This window comes from Ekhidna sp., assembly GCF_965221965.1.
Taxonomy (GTDB): domain Bacteria; phylum Bacteroidota; class Bacteroidia; order Cytophagales; family Cyclobacteriaceae; genus Ekhidna.
On record NZ_OZ244926.1, the window covers coordinates 3,532,438 to 3,547,444 of the forward strand.

15 protein-coding genes are annotated in these 15,007 nt (G+C 44.8%); 7 read left to right on the forward strand and 8 right to left on the reverse strand.

The window, feature by feature from the left end; genetic code table 11:
• Window positions 1–15 precede the first annotated feature (15 nt).
• The gene (locus ACOQON_RS16455) at window positions 16–810 is read right to left on the reverse strand and encodes a HEAT repeat domain-containing protein (RefSeq protein ID WP_420576518.1); all 795 of its coding nucleotides are present in this window, start codon (window positions 808–810) and stop codon (window positions 16–18) included.
• A gap of 96 nt (window positions 811–906) precedes the next feature.
• Window positions 907–1,458, reverse strand: a complete 552-nt coding sequence (locus ACOQON_RS16460; RefSeq protein WP_420576519.1) for an RNA polymerase sigma factor — start codon at window positions 1,456–1,458, stop codon at window positions 907–909.
• A 191-nt stretch (window positions 1,459–1,649) separates the two neighbouring features.
• Between ACOQON_RS16460 and ACOQON_RS16465 the strand changes: the two genes are divergently transcribed.
• Both ACOQON_RS16465 and ACOQON_RS16470 read left to right on the forward strand, forming a co-directional pair.
• A complete protein-coding gene (locus tag ACOQON_RS16465; protein WP_420576520.1) occupies window positions 1,650–4,514 on the forward strand; it encodes an FAD-binding and (Fe-S)-binding domain-containing protein in 2,865 nt (954 codons plus the stop codon).
• Window positions 4,515–4,587: 73 nt separating this feature from the next.
• Complete coding sequence (locus tag ACOQON_RS16470; protein WP_420576521.1) at window positions 4,588–6,642, forward strand: T9SS type A sorting domain-containing protein; 2,055 nt, start codon at window positions 4,588–4,590, stop codon at window positions 6,640–6,642.
• Between the two features lie 11 nt (window positions 6,643–6,653).
• Here the strand turns inward: ACOQON_RS16470 and ACOQON_RS16475 are convergent, their stop codons facing one another.
• Together ACOQON_RS16475 and ACOQON_RS16480 are read right to left on the reverse strand one after the other, a co-directional pair.
• A complete protein-coding gene (locus tag ACOQON_RS16475) occupies window positions 6,654–7,442 on the reverse strand; it encodes a PhzF family phenazine biosynthesis protein (RefSeq protein WP_420576522.1) in 789 nt (262 codons plus the stop codon).
• Between the two features lie 22 nt (window positions 7,443–7,464).
• Window positions 7,465–7,890 carry a BLUF domain-containing protein gene (locus ACOQON_RS16480; RefSeq protein ID WP_420576523.1) on the reverse strand — a complete coding sequence of 142 codons (426 nt, stop codon included), beginning with the start codon at window positions 7,888–7,890 and terminating at the stop codon, window positions 7,465–7,467.
• Between the two features lie 404 nt (window positions 7,891–8,294).
• Between ACOQON_RS16480 and ACOQON_RS16485 the strand changes: the two genes are divergently transcribed.
• The gene (locus tag ACOQON_RS16485; protein WP_420576524.1) at window positions 8,295–8,729 is read left to right on the forward strand and encodes a YHS domain-containing (seleno)protein; all 435 of its coding nucleotides are present in this window, start codon (window positions 8,295–8,297) and stop codon (window positions 8,727–8,729) included.
• Window positions 8,730–8,848: 119 nt separating this feature from the next.
• A complete protein-coding gene (locus tag ACOQON_RS16490; protein ID WP_420576525.1) occupies window positions 8,849–10,174 on the forward strand; it encodes a flavin-containing monooxygenase in 1,326 nt (441 codons plus the stop codon).
• Here ACOQON_RS16490 and ACOQON_RS16495 read toward each other — a convergent pair whose 3' ends face one another.
• The 4 genes from ACOQON_RS16495 to ACOQON_RS16510 all read right to left on the reverse strand — a co-directional run bounded on the left by ACOQON_RS16495 (window position 10,175) and on the right by ACOQON_RS16510 (window position 13,421).
• Window positions 10,175–11,167, reverse strand: a complete 993-nt coding sequence (locus ACOQON_RS16495) for a hypothetical protein (RefSeq protein ID WP_420576526.1) — start codon at window positions 11,165–11,167, stop codon at window positions 10,175–10,177.
• A 118-nt stretch (window positions 11,168–11,285) separates the two neighbouring features.
• On the reverse strand, window positions 11,286–12,020 hold the full coding sequence (locus ACOQON_RS16500) for a DsbA family protein (protein WP_420576527.1): 735 nt from the start codon (window positions 12,018–12,020) through the stop codon (window positions 11,286–11,288).
• Between the two features lie 74 nt (window positions 12,021–12,094).
• A complete protein-coding gene (locus ACOQON_RS16505; protein ID WP_420576528.1) occupies window positions 12,095–12,607 on the reverse strand; it encodes a DUF350 domain-containing protein in 513 nt (170 codons plus the stop codon).
• Window positions 12,597–13,421: a hypothetical protein gene (locus tag ACOQON_RS16510; protein WP_420576529.1), complete on the reverse strand. Its 825-nt coding sequence runs from the start codon at window positions 13,419–13,421 to the stop codon at window positions 12,597–12,599. Before ACOQON_RS16510 ends, ACOQON_RS16505 begins: the two co-directional genes overlap by 11 nt.
• A 45-nt stretch (window positions 13,422–13,466) precedes the next feature.
• Here ACOQON_RS16510 and ACOQON_RS16515 point away from each other — a divergent pair, with 45 nt between their 5' ends.
• The 3 genes from ACOQON_RS16515 to ACOQON_RS16525 all read left to right on the forward strand — a co-directional run bounded on the left by ACOQON_RS16515 (window position 13,467) and on the right by ACOQON_RS16525 (window position 14,923).
• Complete coding sequence (locus ACOQON_RS16515; RefSeq protein ID WP_420576530.1) at window positions 13,467–13,904, forward strand: BLUF domain-containing protein; 438 nt, start codon at window positions 13,467–13,469, stop codon at window positions 13,902–13,904.
• 65 nt (window positions 13,905–13,969) lie between these two features.
• The gene (locus tag ACOQON_RS16520) at window positions 13,970–14,428 is read left to right on the forward strand and encodes a BLUF domain-containing protein (RefSeq protein WP_420576531.1); all 459 of its coding nucleotides are present in this window, start codon (window positions 13,970–13,972) and stop codon (window positions 14,426–14,428) included.
• 45 nt (window positions 14,429–14,473) lie between these two features.
• Entirely contained in the window at window positions 14,474–14,923 is a 450-nt protein-coding gene (locus ACOQON_RS16525; protein WP_420576532.1) for a DUF6265 family protein, read from the forward strand.
• The last annotated feature ends 84 nt before the right edge of the window (window positions 14,924–15,007 follow it).

Genomic DNA, 15,007 nt, shown 5'->3' on the forward strand with positions numbered 1-15,007 from the left:
GTCCTTATTTTGAGTTTAAGTATTCTTTAGTGTCTGAATGCTTTCATTCAGCTTTTCTTTCACCATTTCGTCCTCTGTTTTCTGCTGCAGGTCTTCCATGGCCTCCACCGAGGATTTTTCCTGGATGGCCACCAGTACATCTGCAATGGCTACCAGTACCAGGGGTGATTCCTGAACCATCAGCGCATCGACCAATGCTTGTCGAACATTCGGCTCATCCACATATCTGACCAGTGATTCCAAAGCGGCCAGGCGGACATTCACGTTCTCATCCTTGTTAAGCGTTGTGATGAGTGCATTGACCACTTTTTCATCTGCCTTCGGTAGCTCTGCCGCCAGATTCACTGCCCGGATGCGCTCCTGCGCTTTTGGCTGTTCTATAAGTGTGAGCATCATCATTTCTTTCATGCTCTGAATTTCACTACTCAGCTGAGCAATATCCTGCTTCTGATCTTGTGATGGCAGCATCCACCAGCCAATGAACAATCCCATCGCAAGGGAGGCCAGCCCCACCTGCCAGCTTTTGGTCATTTGCGCCACGATCCAGTCGAGCACATTTGGACGAACTTCCTTTTGCTTTTCTGTATAAGCTGCCATCATTCCTTCGAAGCGTGCGTCCATGGCCGCTGAAGGTTCCGGTCGCTCAATCTCCTCAAATAGCTCCCAGGTTTGCTCCATCTCCTTCAGTTCCGAAGCGACCTCCCGATTAGCAGCCAAAAACAGGTCAAGCGCCTCAGCTTCTTTGTCGCTAAGGTTTCCGACCATTTTGTCTTGCCAGAGTTCCTGTGCTTTTTGTTTTGTTATTTTCATAGTTATCTCGTTTGAGATTAATATTCTTCTTTACATCCCCATGCCATCTCACATCCTCCACACCCCCGAAACGTCGGACCGCCTTCAAAGGGGGATTTAGACATCCATTTTTATGTAGGAGTCTCTTAATTCTTTCAATATTCGATGCACCCGCACCTTGATGGCGCTCTCTGTCACACCCATCATCTCCGCCACCTTCGCGTACTTCACCTTTTGAAATCGTACCAGCTCGATCAACTCGCGTTTTTCTGCTGAAAGATTTGCCAGTGCTTTCTTCAGGTAGTTCAGTTCATCCGATCGTTCCATATCCACCTCCTGGTTTTTGTTTTCACTCAACCGCTCTTCGTAGGGATTCATGTCCTCCTGAAAAGTGTATCGTTTATTTTTTCGGTAATGATCGTGATGCACATTGCGCGCCATCTGGAAGGCCCACACTTCAAAATCTCCGTTTTCCTTATAAGTGTGTTTGTACTTTAAAATCCGCATGAAGACGTTTTGCACCAGGTCTTCACTCGTCGCTCCATCATTGGTCATTCCATAAAAGAATCCAAAGAATCGGCGACTGTATCGCTTGTACAAAAGGTTGAGTTTTTCGACCTCTCCCTCTTTCACTTTCAACATCAAACTGTGGTCTTCCAGTAGGTTCATTTGGTGCATTCTGACGGGGAAACTGAAGTAATTTCGGAAGGTTACATGGGGATTGAAAATTTCTTTCCTTTCGTCATTCCGGTTTTCGAAGTATGAGAAATACCGGAATCTAAATCAACAGATTCCTGAACTCCGTTTACTGCGTCAGGAATGACGCTTTGAAATTAGAAAATCTCAGCTAGGTTTGAATAATGAATTTCGAGGGGCTTAAAAAGGAACTGAAAGGAACGCTGCATGAGGGTGAAGCCATCCGCCGCATCTATGCAACAGACGCCTCTGCCTATCGGGAAATGCCCCAGGCTGTGGCGATCCCAATGGGTGATGAAGACCTCAAAAAACTCATCCAATTCGCGAGAGAAAATCAAACCTCACTTATCCCCAGAACAGCTGGCACATCCCTGGCGGGCCAAGTTGTGGGTGGTGGAATCGTAGTGGATGTCTCCAAACACTTCACCAAAATTCTAGAAATCAACATTGAAGAGGAATACGCCTGGGTACAGCCGGGAATTGTTAGAGATGAACTAAATCGAACCCTTGCCGAACACGGCTACTTTTTTGCTCCTGAAACCTCCACCGCCAACCGGGCCATGATTGGAGGAATGATTGGTAATAATTCTTGTGGGTCAAATTCTGTAGTATACGGGAGTACACGTGAGCATCTTTTGGAAGTCAAAGCTTTGCTATCTGATGGATCGAGCGTGCATTTCAAAGAATCAGAAGATTTGCGAGGGTCGGCTGATCTTGAAAATGAGCTTTATCAAAATATCTCAGAAATTCTGCTGGATGAAGCGAATGTCAACCGCATTAAAAAGGAATTTCCAAAACCGGATATCCCACGAAGAAACACTGGCTATGCACTGGACCTGCTAGCCAATATGCAGCCATTTAATCCGAAGGGAAAGCCGTTCAATTTCTGCAGCCTGATAGCTGGTTCTGAAGGTACACTAGCCTTTGTTACTGCTGCCAAACTAAAGATCACGAAAATCCCACAAGGACATAAACGGCTCGTTTGCATCCATTGCAAAAGCATTGAGGATTCGCTCAAAGCCAATCTCATCGCGCTTAATTATCAGCCATACGCCTGCGAGCTGATGGACCATTACATCCTGGAGGCTACCGCACGAAATAAAGAGCAGGCCGCCAATCGATTCTTTGTAGAGGGTGAACCAAAAGCCATCCTCGTAGTAGAGCTCATCGGTGAGACCGAAAAAGAAGTAGACATCCGTATCCTCAATTTCCTGACCGAGCTGGGTAAGCAGCGACTGGGATATGCATTCCCGATTATCAAAGGAGACGATATCACCAAAGTTTGGAACCTGCGTAAAGCCGGATTGGGACTGCTTTCCAACATTCCGGGCGACACCAAGCCTGCTCCGGTCATTGAGGATACGGCAGTAGATGTCATGGACCTTCCGAACTACATCGGCGACTTCAATAAAATCCTCCATAAGCATGGATTATACAGTGTACACTATGCCCATGCCGGATCCGGCGAACTGCACCTACGTCCTTACCTGAATCTGAAAACAGAAGAAGGCGTCAAACTTTTCCGAACCATCGCAGAAGAGATTGCTAATCTGGTCAAGAAATATAAAGGCTCACTTTCCGGAGAACATGGCGATGGACGATTACGCGGGGAATTTATTCCTAAAATGATCGGAGAGGAAAACTACCAGCTACTGAAAAAAGTAAAGCATGCCTGGGACCCGGAAAACATTTTCAATCCGGGCAAGATTGTGGATACAGCTCCTATGGATACCTCCCTTCGGTTTGACAAAAACCATGTCACACCGGAGTATGACACTATGCTCGATTTTTCCAAAGATCAGGGTATTGTTCGCTCGACAGAGCTGTGTAATGGTTCAGGCGATTGCCGTAAATCCGAGCTGACCGGCGGCACCATGTGCCCAAGCTACCAGGCTACCCGAGATGAGAAAGATACCACCAGGGCACGAGCGAATATCCTGCGTGAGATGCTCACCCGTTCTAAAGAAACGAATCCATTTGCTCAGCCTGAAATCAAAGAGGTGATGGATCTCTGCCTTTCGTGCAAGGGCTGCAAAAGCGAGTGTCCTTCCAATGTAGACATGGGTAAGCTGAAAGCCGAGTGGCAGTATCAATCCATGAAGGAAAGCGGAGCATCCTTCCGCACCAAAATGATAGCCAACTATGCCAAAAGCATGGAGTGGTTTGAAAAAGCACCCTGGGTGTTCAACCTGACACGAAATGTTTCCAAGCCCGTTCTGGGGTTTGCGGGTAAGCGTTCCATTCCTAAAATGGCGAATCAAACGTTGCGCTATTGGTTTGAGAAGAAATTCCATTCCCTTCAGCGAAAGCCGAAGAAGACCGTGTACTTCTTCTTTGATGAATTTACGAATTACCTGGATGTGGAAATTGGGAAGAAGGCGATCATGCTCCTTGATCGTATGGGTTATGAGGTGCGCTCTGCAAAACACGCCATTAGTGGGCGTACTTATCTATCCAAAGGGATGCTGGAAGAGACGAAGGAACTGGCCAGTGAAAATGTGAATCTATTCCACGGCTTACTGAAAAAGGACATATGCCTTGTCGGGATAGAGCCATCGGCCATACTGACTTTTCGGGATGAGTATCCTGACTTGCTAAGGGATGAGGAAAAAAAAATGGCAGAAAAGGTGGCCGAGAAAACCTTCACGATAGAAGAATTCCTGGCCAAAGAACTGGATGCAGGAAACCTGACCTCCTCAGACTTTCCAAGAAAGAAACAAAAAGTGTTGGTGCATGGACATTGCCATCAAAAAGCCCTATCATCGATGATCCCAACGATGAAAATATTAAAAGCCGCTGAAGGCTTTGACGTACAAATGATTCCGAGTGGCTGCTGCGGCATGGCCGGCTCATTCGGCTATGAAAAAGAACACTTTGAGGTCTCCATGAAAATTGGTGAGCTGGTGCTTTTCCCAAAAGTCCGTGAATCAGAAAAAGACACCATCATTCTTGCATCCGGCACCTCATGTAGACATCAGATTTTAGATGGAACCGGGAAAGTGGCGAGGCATATTGTGGAGATATTGTAAGGAACTGATTATAAGAATATTACAAAATATTCAGTTAATTATCTAAATTAGTGCTAATCAATTCACCCTCACCATGTTACGTACACGCATTCCCAGTCTAATCATCGTATTATCTCTCTTTTCAGGTTTGCAGGCACAGGAAGAATATGACTTGGTTTATCAAGGAACTTCAGCCGTTGGGTCGAGTTGGACGTTTATTGAGCAAAATAGCAATCACATCTTTTTTGCAACTTTTTCAGCATCAAATGGAAGAGAGCTTTGGAAATCTGATGGGACTCAGGAAGGAACGGGAATCGTAAAAGACATCAACACCTCCGGTAGTGGAGTTCCCAGCCAGCCTGTCGGATTGGTTGTGAACGACTTGCTATACTTTGCTGCAAATGCAGGAGTGTCTTCAGGTCAGGAATTATGGAAATCGGACGGAACAGAAGAAGGAACAGTGCTTATTAAAGACATCTACTCAGGGAGTTCTGCTGGCTTTAGTACGGAGTACATAGTTGAGTTCGGGGGAGGTGTTGCTTTCAATGGAAAAGACGCCAATGGCGAAGAGCTGTGGAAATCAGATGGCACGGAAGAAGGTACTGTCAGAATAAAGGATATCAATGAAGGATCCGGACATTCTTATGTGCGGTATATTGCTAATGCCGATGGGACGCTTTACTTCATCGCAGCGGAAGCCTCGGAATACGGTCTTTGGAAATCGGATGGTACTGAAGTAGGAACCACTAAACTTGCTGATTTAGGAAGCGGCTCAGGGCCTGAGCATGTGACGTATCATCAGGGAAACATCTTGTTTTACAATTTCACCTCTAGTTTAGCAAATGATGAGGTATGGATATCTGATGGAACAGTGGAAGGTACCGAGGTGCTGACCACAACGAGCACTAGTGGCCCAATTAATGATCCGATGGTTGCCTCCGGCGACAATCTCTTTTTTAGGGCCGGAACAGACGAATTTGGAATTGAGCTTTTCAAAACAGATGGAACTGCAGAGGGTACAGGACTTGTCAAAGACCTTGATGAGAGTGCCGGGGATGGCTTTCCTGAAAATTTTATTGACTTTATGGGCGAAATCTACTTTGTAGCAGATAGCAAACTTTGGAAATCGGATGGTACTGAAGAAGGTACTGTTGTAGTAGTCTCAGAAGTAACTAATAGGACGGAGATTCTTTCTGATGACTCAAATCTTTATTATCGTGTAAACGGCAACCTTGGTATTTATAATCCAACTGATGGTGCCAGTACGATCACGACAACACCAGACTTCTATGTTCAAGAACTGATGACCATCTTCAAAGAAGAGCTTTATTTTATTGGTGATGATAATGTGGAAGATGAGCAAGAATTATGGAAGTATAATCTTTCAGGAAAATCAAACCAAACCATCACTTTCGACCCTTTGGGTGATGTCACTTTTGGAGATAGCGATTTCAATCTCAGTGCAACAAGTTCATCTGAACTTACGGTAAGCTTTGAAAGCACCGATGATAATGTGGCTGAAGTCAATGGAAATACCGTTTCCATAATTGGTGCAGGAACGTGTAACATTATAGCTTCTCAGCCAGGCAATGGAGAATATAACGCCGCACCAAATGTCATTAGGAGCTTAACTGTAAATAAGGCTTCTCAATCGATTACTTTCGGTTCTATTCCAGTCAAAGAACTGACGTCAGAACCTTTTACATTAAACGCCACCTCTTCATCTAGTCTGGATGTTAGTTATACATCTGCAACTCCATCTGTTGCCACTGTGACTGCATCAGGGGAAGTGACGATAGTTGGAGAGGGCACTACCACGATTACAGCTTCTCAAGACGGAAATGCCAACTACTTAGCTGCAGATGATGTCGAGCAAACACTGACGGTAGTGGATGCGCTTGGATTTAGCGAAAACTCCAGAATAGTGATCTACCCAAACCCTGTTCTTGGAAAATTACATTTTGAACTTACAAACGGAAAACCAGTGGACTCCATCGAGCTAATGGATTCATTCGGAAGGGTGCTACATGCTCAGAAATCAAATTCTCCGAGCATTATTCTGGAAATGGAAAACCTGGTGCCCGGAATTTATTACCTACGACATGGAGAAACCAATAAAATCTTCAAAGTTCTTAAGGTAGATCGCTAGATCTACTCTAATTACACCTCAATCTCACCTACCAAATACGTTACCGCATTACCGGCAATCAGCACCCGCTCGCCCATAGCGATGCAATTGAGGTAGCCTTTGCGCTCTGAAAGCTGGTAGGCGATCATCTCGTTCTTGCCCAGCTTCTCCGACCAGTACGGAATCAGTGAGCAATGCGAAGAGCCTGTGACCGGGTCTTCAAAGACTGAACCTCCAGGAAAAAAGAAACGCGAAACAAAATCCACTCCATCTCCAGGAGCAGTACAAATGATGCCTCCTTTGTCAAAATGCTCCGGGCTGAGCAGGCTGGCGTTCACTTTTAGCGAGCGCACATCTGCTTCGCTATCGTAGACCATCACATAATCACGTGACTTCAGGATTTCTTTCGGTGGGTGATTGAATGCTTTCAATAACCCTTCTTTCATTTCTGCCGGTTCGGGCTTTCTGGAAGGAAAATCCAGCTGCAACAAATGATCTTTTCGCTTCACCACCAATGGACCACTCATTGTCTCAAAGTGGATCTCATCTTTTTTGTAACCCAGATGATTGTAAATCACATGCGCAGAAGCCAGAGTCGCATGTCCACACAGATCAATTTCAAACTCGGGCGTAAACCATCGCAACTCAAACACATCACCCTGATCCTGAAAGAAAGCGGTCTCCGACAGGTTATTTTCTATGGCTATCTTCTGTAGCACATCATCAATGGGCCATTCATTATCGATCGGGACGACTGCAGCAGGATTGCCAGCAAATAAATGATCGGTAAATGCGTCGACTTGGTAGATAGGTAGCTTCATGTACCTAAAGATACAAATTACGCTAGGCCATTTTGAAGAAAAGCTGCAAAATTCTCAATGCATTATCATCGAAATCCAATTCTCCTTTGATGATTCCATTAAACGTTTTCTGATCTTCTGTGGAGGCATCTGTATTAAAACTAACTTTATCAATGTCTTTGTAGCCCATCTCCCAACTTGGAAAAAGACGATCGTTGATGGCTTCAAAGTTTCTTTGGTTTATGCTCGTATGACGAGGGTCATCGCTTATCAGATCATAAAGCTGTTCTACCTCCTCTTTAGACCCCTCTATGTATTGAATAAATCTTTTGTCTGAATGGAGTAGAACGCCGGTGATATCTCTGCCGGGATTGTTTTTCTTACAGGACTGCAGGATGTTTTGAATTTCATTTTCATCGCATTCCGGTTTACGAAAACTGGTGTAAACCAGTCGGTAAAGTGTACTCATTTCGGTTTAGTTTAATGGTTAACAGGAGAGTCAACTTATCAAATGATAAAGTGTTTTGTCGGTCAGAAAATAAACCCCAATGTTTCGGTTTTGAACAGCAATTGTTCGCATACGAGCAGATAACCACGAGAATTATCACTCCGTATATACTTTCATGAAAATCCTACTCTGGTTTATCCTCCTCGTGATCTGCTGGCCCTTAGCACTAGCAATCTTGTTTCTATATCCGCTTATCTGGTTGGTTTTGCTGCCGTTCAGAATCCTAGGATTTGCCGTTGAAGGTGTGTTTGCCTTTATCCGGGCGCTATTTATGTTGCCAGCGAGGGTGTTGGCGAGGTGACAACCAGCCGACAAACACATTCACTGACCCCATCTTTCCTTCTTCTTACTCGTACTATTCAGGTATGAAGACTGCAACATTCATTTTCCTATTTGTTTTTTGTTTGATCGCCTCAGCGCAAAAAAGCCCAGTGTACGTCACCAAAGTGGGCGCAATTAAAGGATATGATCCAGTGGCATACTTCAAAGAAGGCAAGGCTGTCAAAGGACATGAGACTTATACCTACAAGTGGAAAGATGCTGATTGGCATTTCAGTACGGTGGAAAATATGGAAGCGTTCAAGGCTGATCCGGAGAAGTATGCGCCTCAGTTTGGCGGCTACTGTGCGTACGGTGTTTCCAAAGGTGCCCTCTATAAAATTGAGCCGGAAGCATGGAAGATCGTAGAAGGGAAGCTATACCTCAACTACAGCAAAGGCATCCAGGAAAAGTGGGAAGAAAATCAGGCGGAGTTTATAAAAAAGGCGGAGGCCAACTGGCCGAAGGTGATTGAGGAGTGATTTATTAATCCCTTTTACATCCCCCTCCCTGCTCACAAACCGGACGCACCCCCCTTCAAAGGGGGAATCACTCCTAAAGCTGATCGACTGATTTAACCACTTCTCATTATCTTCAAACCATGAAGCGAAGAGCATGCGTGATTGGTGCCGGGCCTTCCGGAATTACCGCACTGAAAAACATTTTGGATGAAGGGATAGAGGCCGTCTGCTACGATCGCAACGACCGTGTAGGTGGTAATTGGATTTACAGCGAAAAGCCCAGTCACTCCAGTGTCTTTGAAACCACTCACATCATCAGCTCCAAGTTGCTTTCCCAATACGAAGACTACACCTGGGAGGATCATGGCGAAGAGGTGGCAGATTATCCCAGCCATCAGCAGCTGGCTAGCTACTTTCAGGGGTATGCCCAGCATTTTGATCTGCTTGATCACATCCAATTTGAAACAACCGTCAAGCATGCCGAGCGAATATCAAACGACGAATGGAAAGTCACCATTGAAAATAAAGACGGCCAACACGAAGAGGTCTTTACCGACCTGGTCGTCTGCAACGGACATCATTGGAATCCGCGCATGCCGGAATATCCGGGCAGTTTTGATGGTGAGTTCCTCCACTCACATGATTTCAAAAAAGCCGAGCCTTTCAGAGATAAGCGAGTGCTGGTGATCGGCGGTGGAAATTCTGCCTGCGACGTAGCGGTGGAAACTAGCAGGGTGAGTAAAAAAACCAGTATCAGTTGGAGGCGTGGCTATCGCATCATTCCCAAGTTCATGTTTGGAAAGCCCTCTGACATAGTTGGTTCAGGGATGACCTGGCTACCGGTGAAAATCAGAAGCCTACTTTCCCAACTGCTCATTCGCATTTTCATTGGTCCGAATAAAAATTATGGCCTGCAAGAGCCGGATCACAACTTTGGTCAGACCCACCCAGTGATCAACGATGAGCTGCTTTACCGTATTCGTCATGGCAAAGTGCATCCGAAAGTGGATATTGAAAGACTAGATGGTCATACGGTTCATTTCAAAGATGGAAGCCAGGAAGAGTTTGATGTGATTATTGCCTGTACGGGTTTCATCATCTCCCACCCGTTTCTGGATGACACCCTGATCAATTACAGCGATGGGCCGGTTCCATTGTATTTAAAAATGATGCATCCCACGATGGACAATTTATTCTTCGTTGGGCTTTTTCAACCGCTGGGATGCATTTGGCCCGGTGCAGAATTGCAAGCCAAAATCATCGCCCGACAACTGGCGGGCAAATGGAGCAGGCCTCAAAACATGGAGAAACGGGTTGAGAAGGAAGTGAATCATCCGCATTACAATCAACTAAATACCCCAAGGCACACGATTACGGTCGATTACCATGTTTTCAGAAGGCAGCTTCTGAATGAGCTCCCGAAAGACTGGGTTTCTAAAGAAAGAAAGGATTTACAACCGGCCTGATCATCTTTTCTTTGCAAAAGATGTTACTATCCCGAATTTGATCCCGGTTACATTCGTTTGATTGACATGGTAGAAGGGAATAGATACTGCCGTAAATATGCGAAGGTTCACTGTTGAGTTCCTGTTGATCAGGTAGCCACCTCCAATGTAAGCACCTATCCCAGACTCAGATTCTTTGTCTCCCCATTCCGCATCCTCCTGCCTGATCGTGGTGTATCCGTATTCCATCCCTCCGTTTAAAAAGAAGGTCGAACGCTTTCGTGTGAGCGGATACGTTACCCCCAGGGATACTCCACCACTTTGCATTTTCTGACCGGGATTGCTATGATTGATGGAAATGGTAGAAGAAGGAAATAGCTCAAAATCAAAATTGAAAAGTACCGTAGATGCATCGTAGGTATACGCCAGGCCAAACCCCGATAACGTACTTTCATTCGGGATGGCTTTTCCTCCGAGCATGATCCCGACAAAATGGTTGACCTTTATCTGCGCCAGCTCTACTCCCTGCTGGTCGTAGGTCGTTACTTCGTCAATTTCAATATCTGTCTTGGCCGTTCGATCCGTGAAAAAAGATCGACCCAGACGAGACAATAAAGGATCCAGATCCTGTTCGGCTGCTCCTTTGGCCATGTCGTGCCAGACTTGCTCCATGCTGGCTGTCTCATACACACCAAGTGAAATAATGTAGACCCCTTGCAGGAAATGAATTTCCCCTCGCATAAAGAACCGAGCTTTTTGCTCCGTGGCATTTACCACTGACTGTTGCAGGGATTCACGGCTCAAATATCCTTCGCCTCCGATGCGCTCGTCAAGCAGGATGGTATAGCTATGATTATCCTCGATGTATGATTTGATCAGCTTAGAAGTGGAGTACTGCAGGCCCGCAGTGGGTTCTTCCACATTGATCAGTTCAAAGCCGGGAAAGTAAACGACATTCTGGGCGGTAGCTAGCTGAAAACAGAGTGAACAGAGCAAAAATACATAGGCTTTCATGTTGGCTGTGGGTTTGTGTTTGCTCTAAGAGACTTCACACAGAAACAGCCCCCAATGACAAGATCAAAAAGTGAAAATAAAGTTTGAATGCTTAGGGGAAACGAAGGTTTCTCCTGCCTTATGCGTTTTTCTCTGATTCAGCTTCTCTCTCGATCGTTTTCTCCACTTGCGCCTGCATCTGTTCGAAAGTGGCATAGCCATGAGCGACCATAAACAGCTGGTCCTGGTGCAGCAAAACGATAGTCGGGTAACCCTGTACGCCCCACTGACGATTGAGCATAAACTCATTTCGGGTTTCGTATCGCACTTCTTCGCTTTCGAATCGCTCCAGAAATTTCTGATAGTCCACTCCAAACTTCTCACAGATGCTTTGGTAGAATTCGTTAGTTCCGGGATCTTCAGACTCTACGTAAAACTTTCGCTGGATTTCTTCAAAGAACTCCATTTCCTGCTCATGCACCAGCGGGCGAGCAGCCACCACTGCCCGGCAGGCAGGTTCTGTGTCGTAATTGAAATCATCCCGTTCCATCAGCTTGTAGCCGAATGGCTGACCACTCATTTCTGTAACATGCCCCCAGTGCTCCTTCAGAAAATCTTTCATTTGATCATTCCATGGGTCGCCCCCGCCAGGTCTAAGTCCGCCGACAACAACTCGATAGCTTACTTCCTTGTCGCGGTAATGATCACGAAGTTTGATTAGAGAAGGTGATATTCCCCAGCACCACGAACACATGGGATCGCCTATGTAGATGATCTCTGTCTTTTCTGTCAGCTTATCCTGACCGATTGACTGAAGGTCTTCGAAGGTTGATGGTGTACAAATGCCGGTTTCGGGATCGCAATATGGGTTCATGCAATGCTAAACAACCAGCATAGCGAATGAGTTTGCATGCTTTCCCTTTTTGATTGGTTGATCAACAAGAAGAACTAAATCGGAGGTAATTCCGGATAAGGAATAATCGCCTCGATCAAAAGCATCACACCTTCTTTTGTCAGAAGCGTAAGCGTGATGAGGATACTGCTTATGATAAGTGACACGCCCACGTTGTTTTTCCTGATTTCCTCAAACTCATCAATAGGTGTCAGCTTGCTGTAAAGAAAGGTACTGATCAAACCAATCAGGACAGTGGCAGTGTAGGCAATGGCAATGTAGATTGCTCCGGTAGCAATGTATTCGAAAGCCAGACTGAAGCTGTCTGCCCGCTGATTCAAGAGCCTGAACGATGAAATCAATGGCTGGATAATTCCACTGATCATGATCCCGACAGAAATAATGATCGCCGATACGAAGATGCTGTAGGACAAGTTGTAATCGTCGATAAGATAATACTTTCGCCCAACCCACTGCACAATTTTGTACGTGAGCGCAAGAATAAAAATGCCGATCGTAATGGCAGAAATGATTTCGATAAGAGCCAGAAGTGCGATGTTAGCGTTCATTGACAAGTGCGATTTTCCAGTAATTGATATTATTTGAATTGGGTGGAAGCATTCCGATCGGCCACCCTTTTCCGGTGGTCTCCCAAAAGTAGTAGTTCTTACCCCGATACCTCAGGTGATCCCCTCTTGCAGGGATATTCAATGCAATCATGGCATGTGCGTATTCATTACTCACCACGATCATCGGGTCATAACCGAGTTTTTCCAGCATGGCATAAATAAGCACTGCGCGTGTGTCGCAATCCCCATAAAGGGAATGCAAAAATTCATAAGGTGACAGCAAGCCCAGAGCAATATGCCCGATGCAGGGTTTGCCCTGATTATTGGCTTCAGAGCAATCCTCCACCCTCACATAACTATAAGGGATATCCTGAACGAAAGTGACAATCAACTCTGCCAACTCGGTTCTGGATAGTTCTTCCATTAAAGCAATAGAAGAGAGCGAGTCTACAAGAAAGTCAATGTGTGTTTGACTATCCTTAACAAGCTTACTGTAGATCGTGCCCCAGAAGTTTTCATAAGAATCGGCATTGGCGATAAGATCATTTCTTTTCTCCCCTGAAGCCAGGCTAATTGCTTCGCTGGATTCATAGGATGTGCAGAAAGAATGAGAATAGTCGATCAGTTGCCAGTCTCTTTCGTGTAGTCGATCATTATTTGCATTAATGACCCTAAACTGGTCAGCACATGCTTGAATACTGACTGACTCAGTCGTAAGCAGACTAATCACGCTCGCGAGCAGCACATAGACCACCAAAATAAATATGAAGAAACGGAAAAAAGATTTCACCGGATAAATATCTGAAAAGTTCACTAGATATTTATTAACTTAATAACAAGCGAAATCCTTTTTGGCGGCATGATATATTATCTCATTTATACCAGTCAGCCAACTATACCTATGACCGAAGAGGTGTTGGAAGACATCACTCAGATTTCTATTCGAAATAATGAAAAGACAGGTATAACCGGGTTGCTTTTGGGAATTGAGAATAAGTACATGCAGTATCTCGAAGGAGGCCAGCAAGAAGTTGATAAACTCTATGAAACCCTGAAAAAAGATACTAGGCATAGAGAACTTGTAAGATGGGTTACCGGGTATATAGAGGAGCGGGTTTTTAGTGATTGGGCGATGGCTTCCTGGATGCTCTCTAAAGAAAAGTTGGAAAGTCTATCAGCACTTAGTGATTTGAAAAAGTTTCTTCAAGATCCCAAACAAAATAAGATTCAACCAAAAAGATTTATTGCCTTGATGAATGGTCTGCTCAAGACATGGATCGCAGATCAGTCTGATTGACAAGAATTCATCGACTTCTTATCTCTTTTATCTAAATTAGAGATGAACCTACACTACATATTTGAATGATTTTTTACACGATTTATACCAGCGCACCCCGTGATGAAATGAGTCGGGAGATTCTGGATCAAATTTCCAAAGAATCTCAATCCAATAATTCGAATGATGGAATTACCGGGATATTGCTGGGTATTGAAAACAAATACCTTCAATACCTTGAGGGAGATGAAAAAGAGGTAAGTGCACTTTTCGAAAAGATAAAGAAAGATCCAAGGCATCAAAATGTAACACAATGGATCAAAGGATACTCCAATGAGCGTGTTTTTTCCGATTGGTCCATGGGTTCGTGGATGCTGAGCAGCAAGGAACTAGCAGAGTTAAATGCGCTTGATGACCTGCGTGAATTTCTTGATGACCCGCTCAATAGCGAACTGCAATCCAAAAAGTTTATCGCCATGATGCAAAGCCTCCTCAAAACCTGGATTGCCCATGAGCCTGAGCGGATGAAAAAAATGAAGGATTAAAGTCCATAATCAAATAAGTGCTTCGTCATATGGTAAATTAAACACATGAAAAATCGATTCCTTATTTCCACTGCATTACTGGTTTATTCATTTTTCTGCTACTCACAATCTGAATTCCCGTATGCCTGGCTGGCAGGTAATTGGGTAGGTGATGGATTTGGAGGCACTTCAGAAGAGTTGTGGTCCGAGCCATCGGCTGATGGAACCATGATGGGCACCTATCGTCACCACAAGGGAGACGGGAGCTTAAATTTCTATGAATTCATGGTGATGGATTCAACAGGCTTGCGATTAAAGCACTTTAACCCTGACATGGTCGGATGGGAGACCAAGGAGGACTTTGTTCACTTCGAATTGATTGAATTCACAGAAAACAAAATTGTTTTAAAGGGATTGGTTTTCGAGCGAAAATCCGATACAGAAATGGAAATTCGGTTAGACTTGAAAAATGGAGATAAGCAGTGGACGGAGGTTTTTAAGATGAGACGGAAGTAGGTTCTAAACTTCCTAGAAATAACAACTTTAATAAAAAGTCGTCCAACCTCTTTATTGGCTGGACGACTGGTCTCATGGAGAGTG

Coding starts and splice junctions, on each gene's coding strand:
- ACOQON_RS16490 (WP_420576525.1), top strand. CDS start 8,849: ATGAAGCGAAGAGCATGCGTGATTGGTGCCGGGCCTTCCGGAATTACC.
- ACOQON_RS16520 (WP_420576531.1), top strand. CDS start 13,970: ATGATTTTTTACACGATTTATACCAGCGCACCCCGTGATGAAATGAGT.
- ACOQON_RS16500 (WP_420576527.1), bottom strand. CDS start 12,020: ATGAACCCATATTGCGATCCCGAAACCGGCATTTGTACACCATCAACC.
- ACOQON_RS16480 (WP_420576523.1), bottom strand. CDS start 7,890: ATGAGTACACTTTACCGACTGGTTTACACCAGTTTTCGTAAACCGGAA.
- ACOQON_RS16470 (WP_420576521.1), top strand. CDS start 4,588: ATGTTACGTACACGCATTCCCAGTCTAATCATCGTATTATCTCTCTTT.
- ACOQON_RS16495 (WP_420576526.1), bottom strand. CDS start 11,167: ATGAAAGCCTATGTATTTTTGCTCTGTTCACTCTGTTTTCAGCTAGCT.
- ACOQON_RS16515 (WP_420576530.1), top strand. CDS start 13,467: ATGATATATTATCTCATTTATACCAGTCAGCCAACTATACCTATGACC.
- ACOQON_RS16475 (WP_420576522.1), bottom strand. CDS start 7,442: ATGAAGCTACCTATCTACCAAGTCGACGCATTTACCGATCATTTATTT.
- ACOQON_RS16460 (WP_420576519.1), bottom strand. CDS start 1,458: ATGAACCTACTGGAAGACCACAGTTTGATGTTGAAAGTGAAAGAGGGA.
- ACOQON_RS16465 (WP_420576520.1), top strand. CDS start 1,650: ATGAATTTCGAGGGGCTTAAAAAGGAACTGAAAGGAACGCTGCATGAG.
- ACOQON_RS16525 (WP_420576532.1), top strand. CDS start 14,474: ATGAAAAATCGATTCCTTATTTCCACTGCATTACTGGTTTATTCATTT.
- ACOQON_RS16455 (WP_420576518.1), bottom strand. CDS start 810: ATGAAAATAACAAAACAAAAAGCACAGGAACTCTGGCAAGACAAAATG.
- ACOQON_RS16505 (WP_420576528.1), bottom strand. CDS start 12,607: ATGAACGCTAACATCGCACTTCTGGCTCTTATCGAAATCATTTCTGCC.
- ACOQON_RS16485 (WP_420576524.1), top strand. CDS start 8,295: ATGAAGACTGCAACATTCATTTTCCTATTTGTTTTTTGTTTGATCGCC.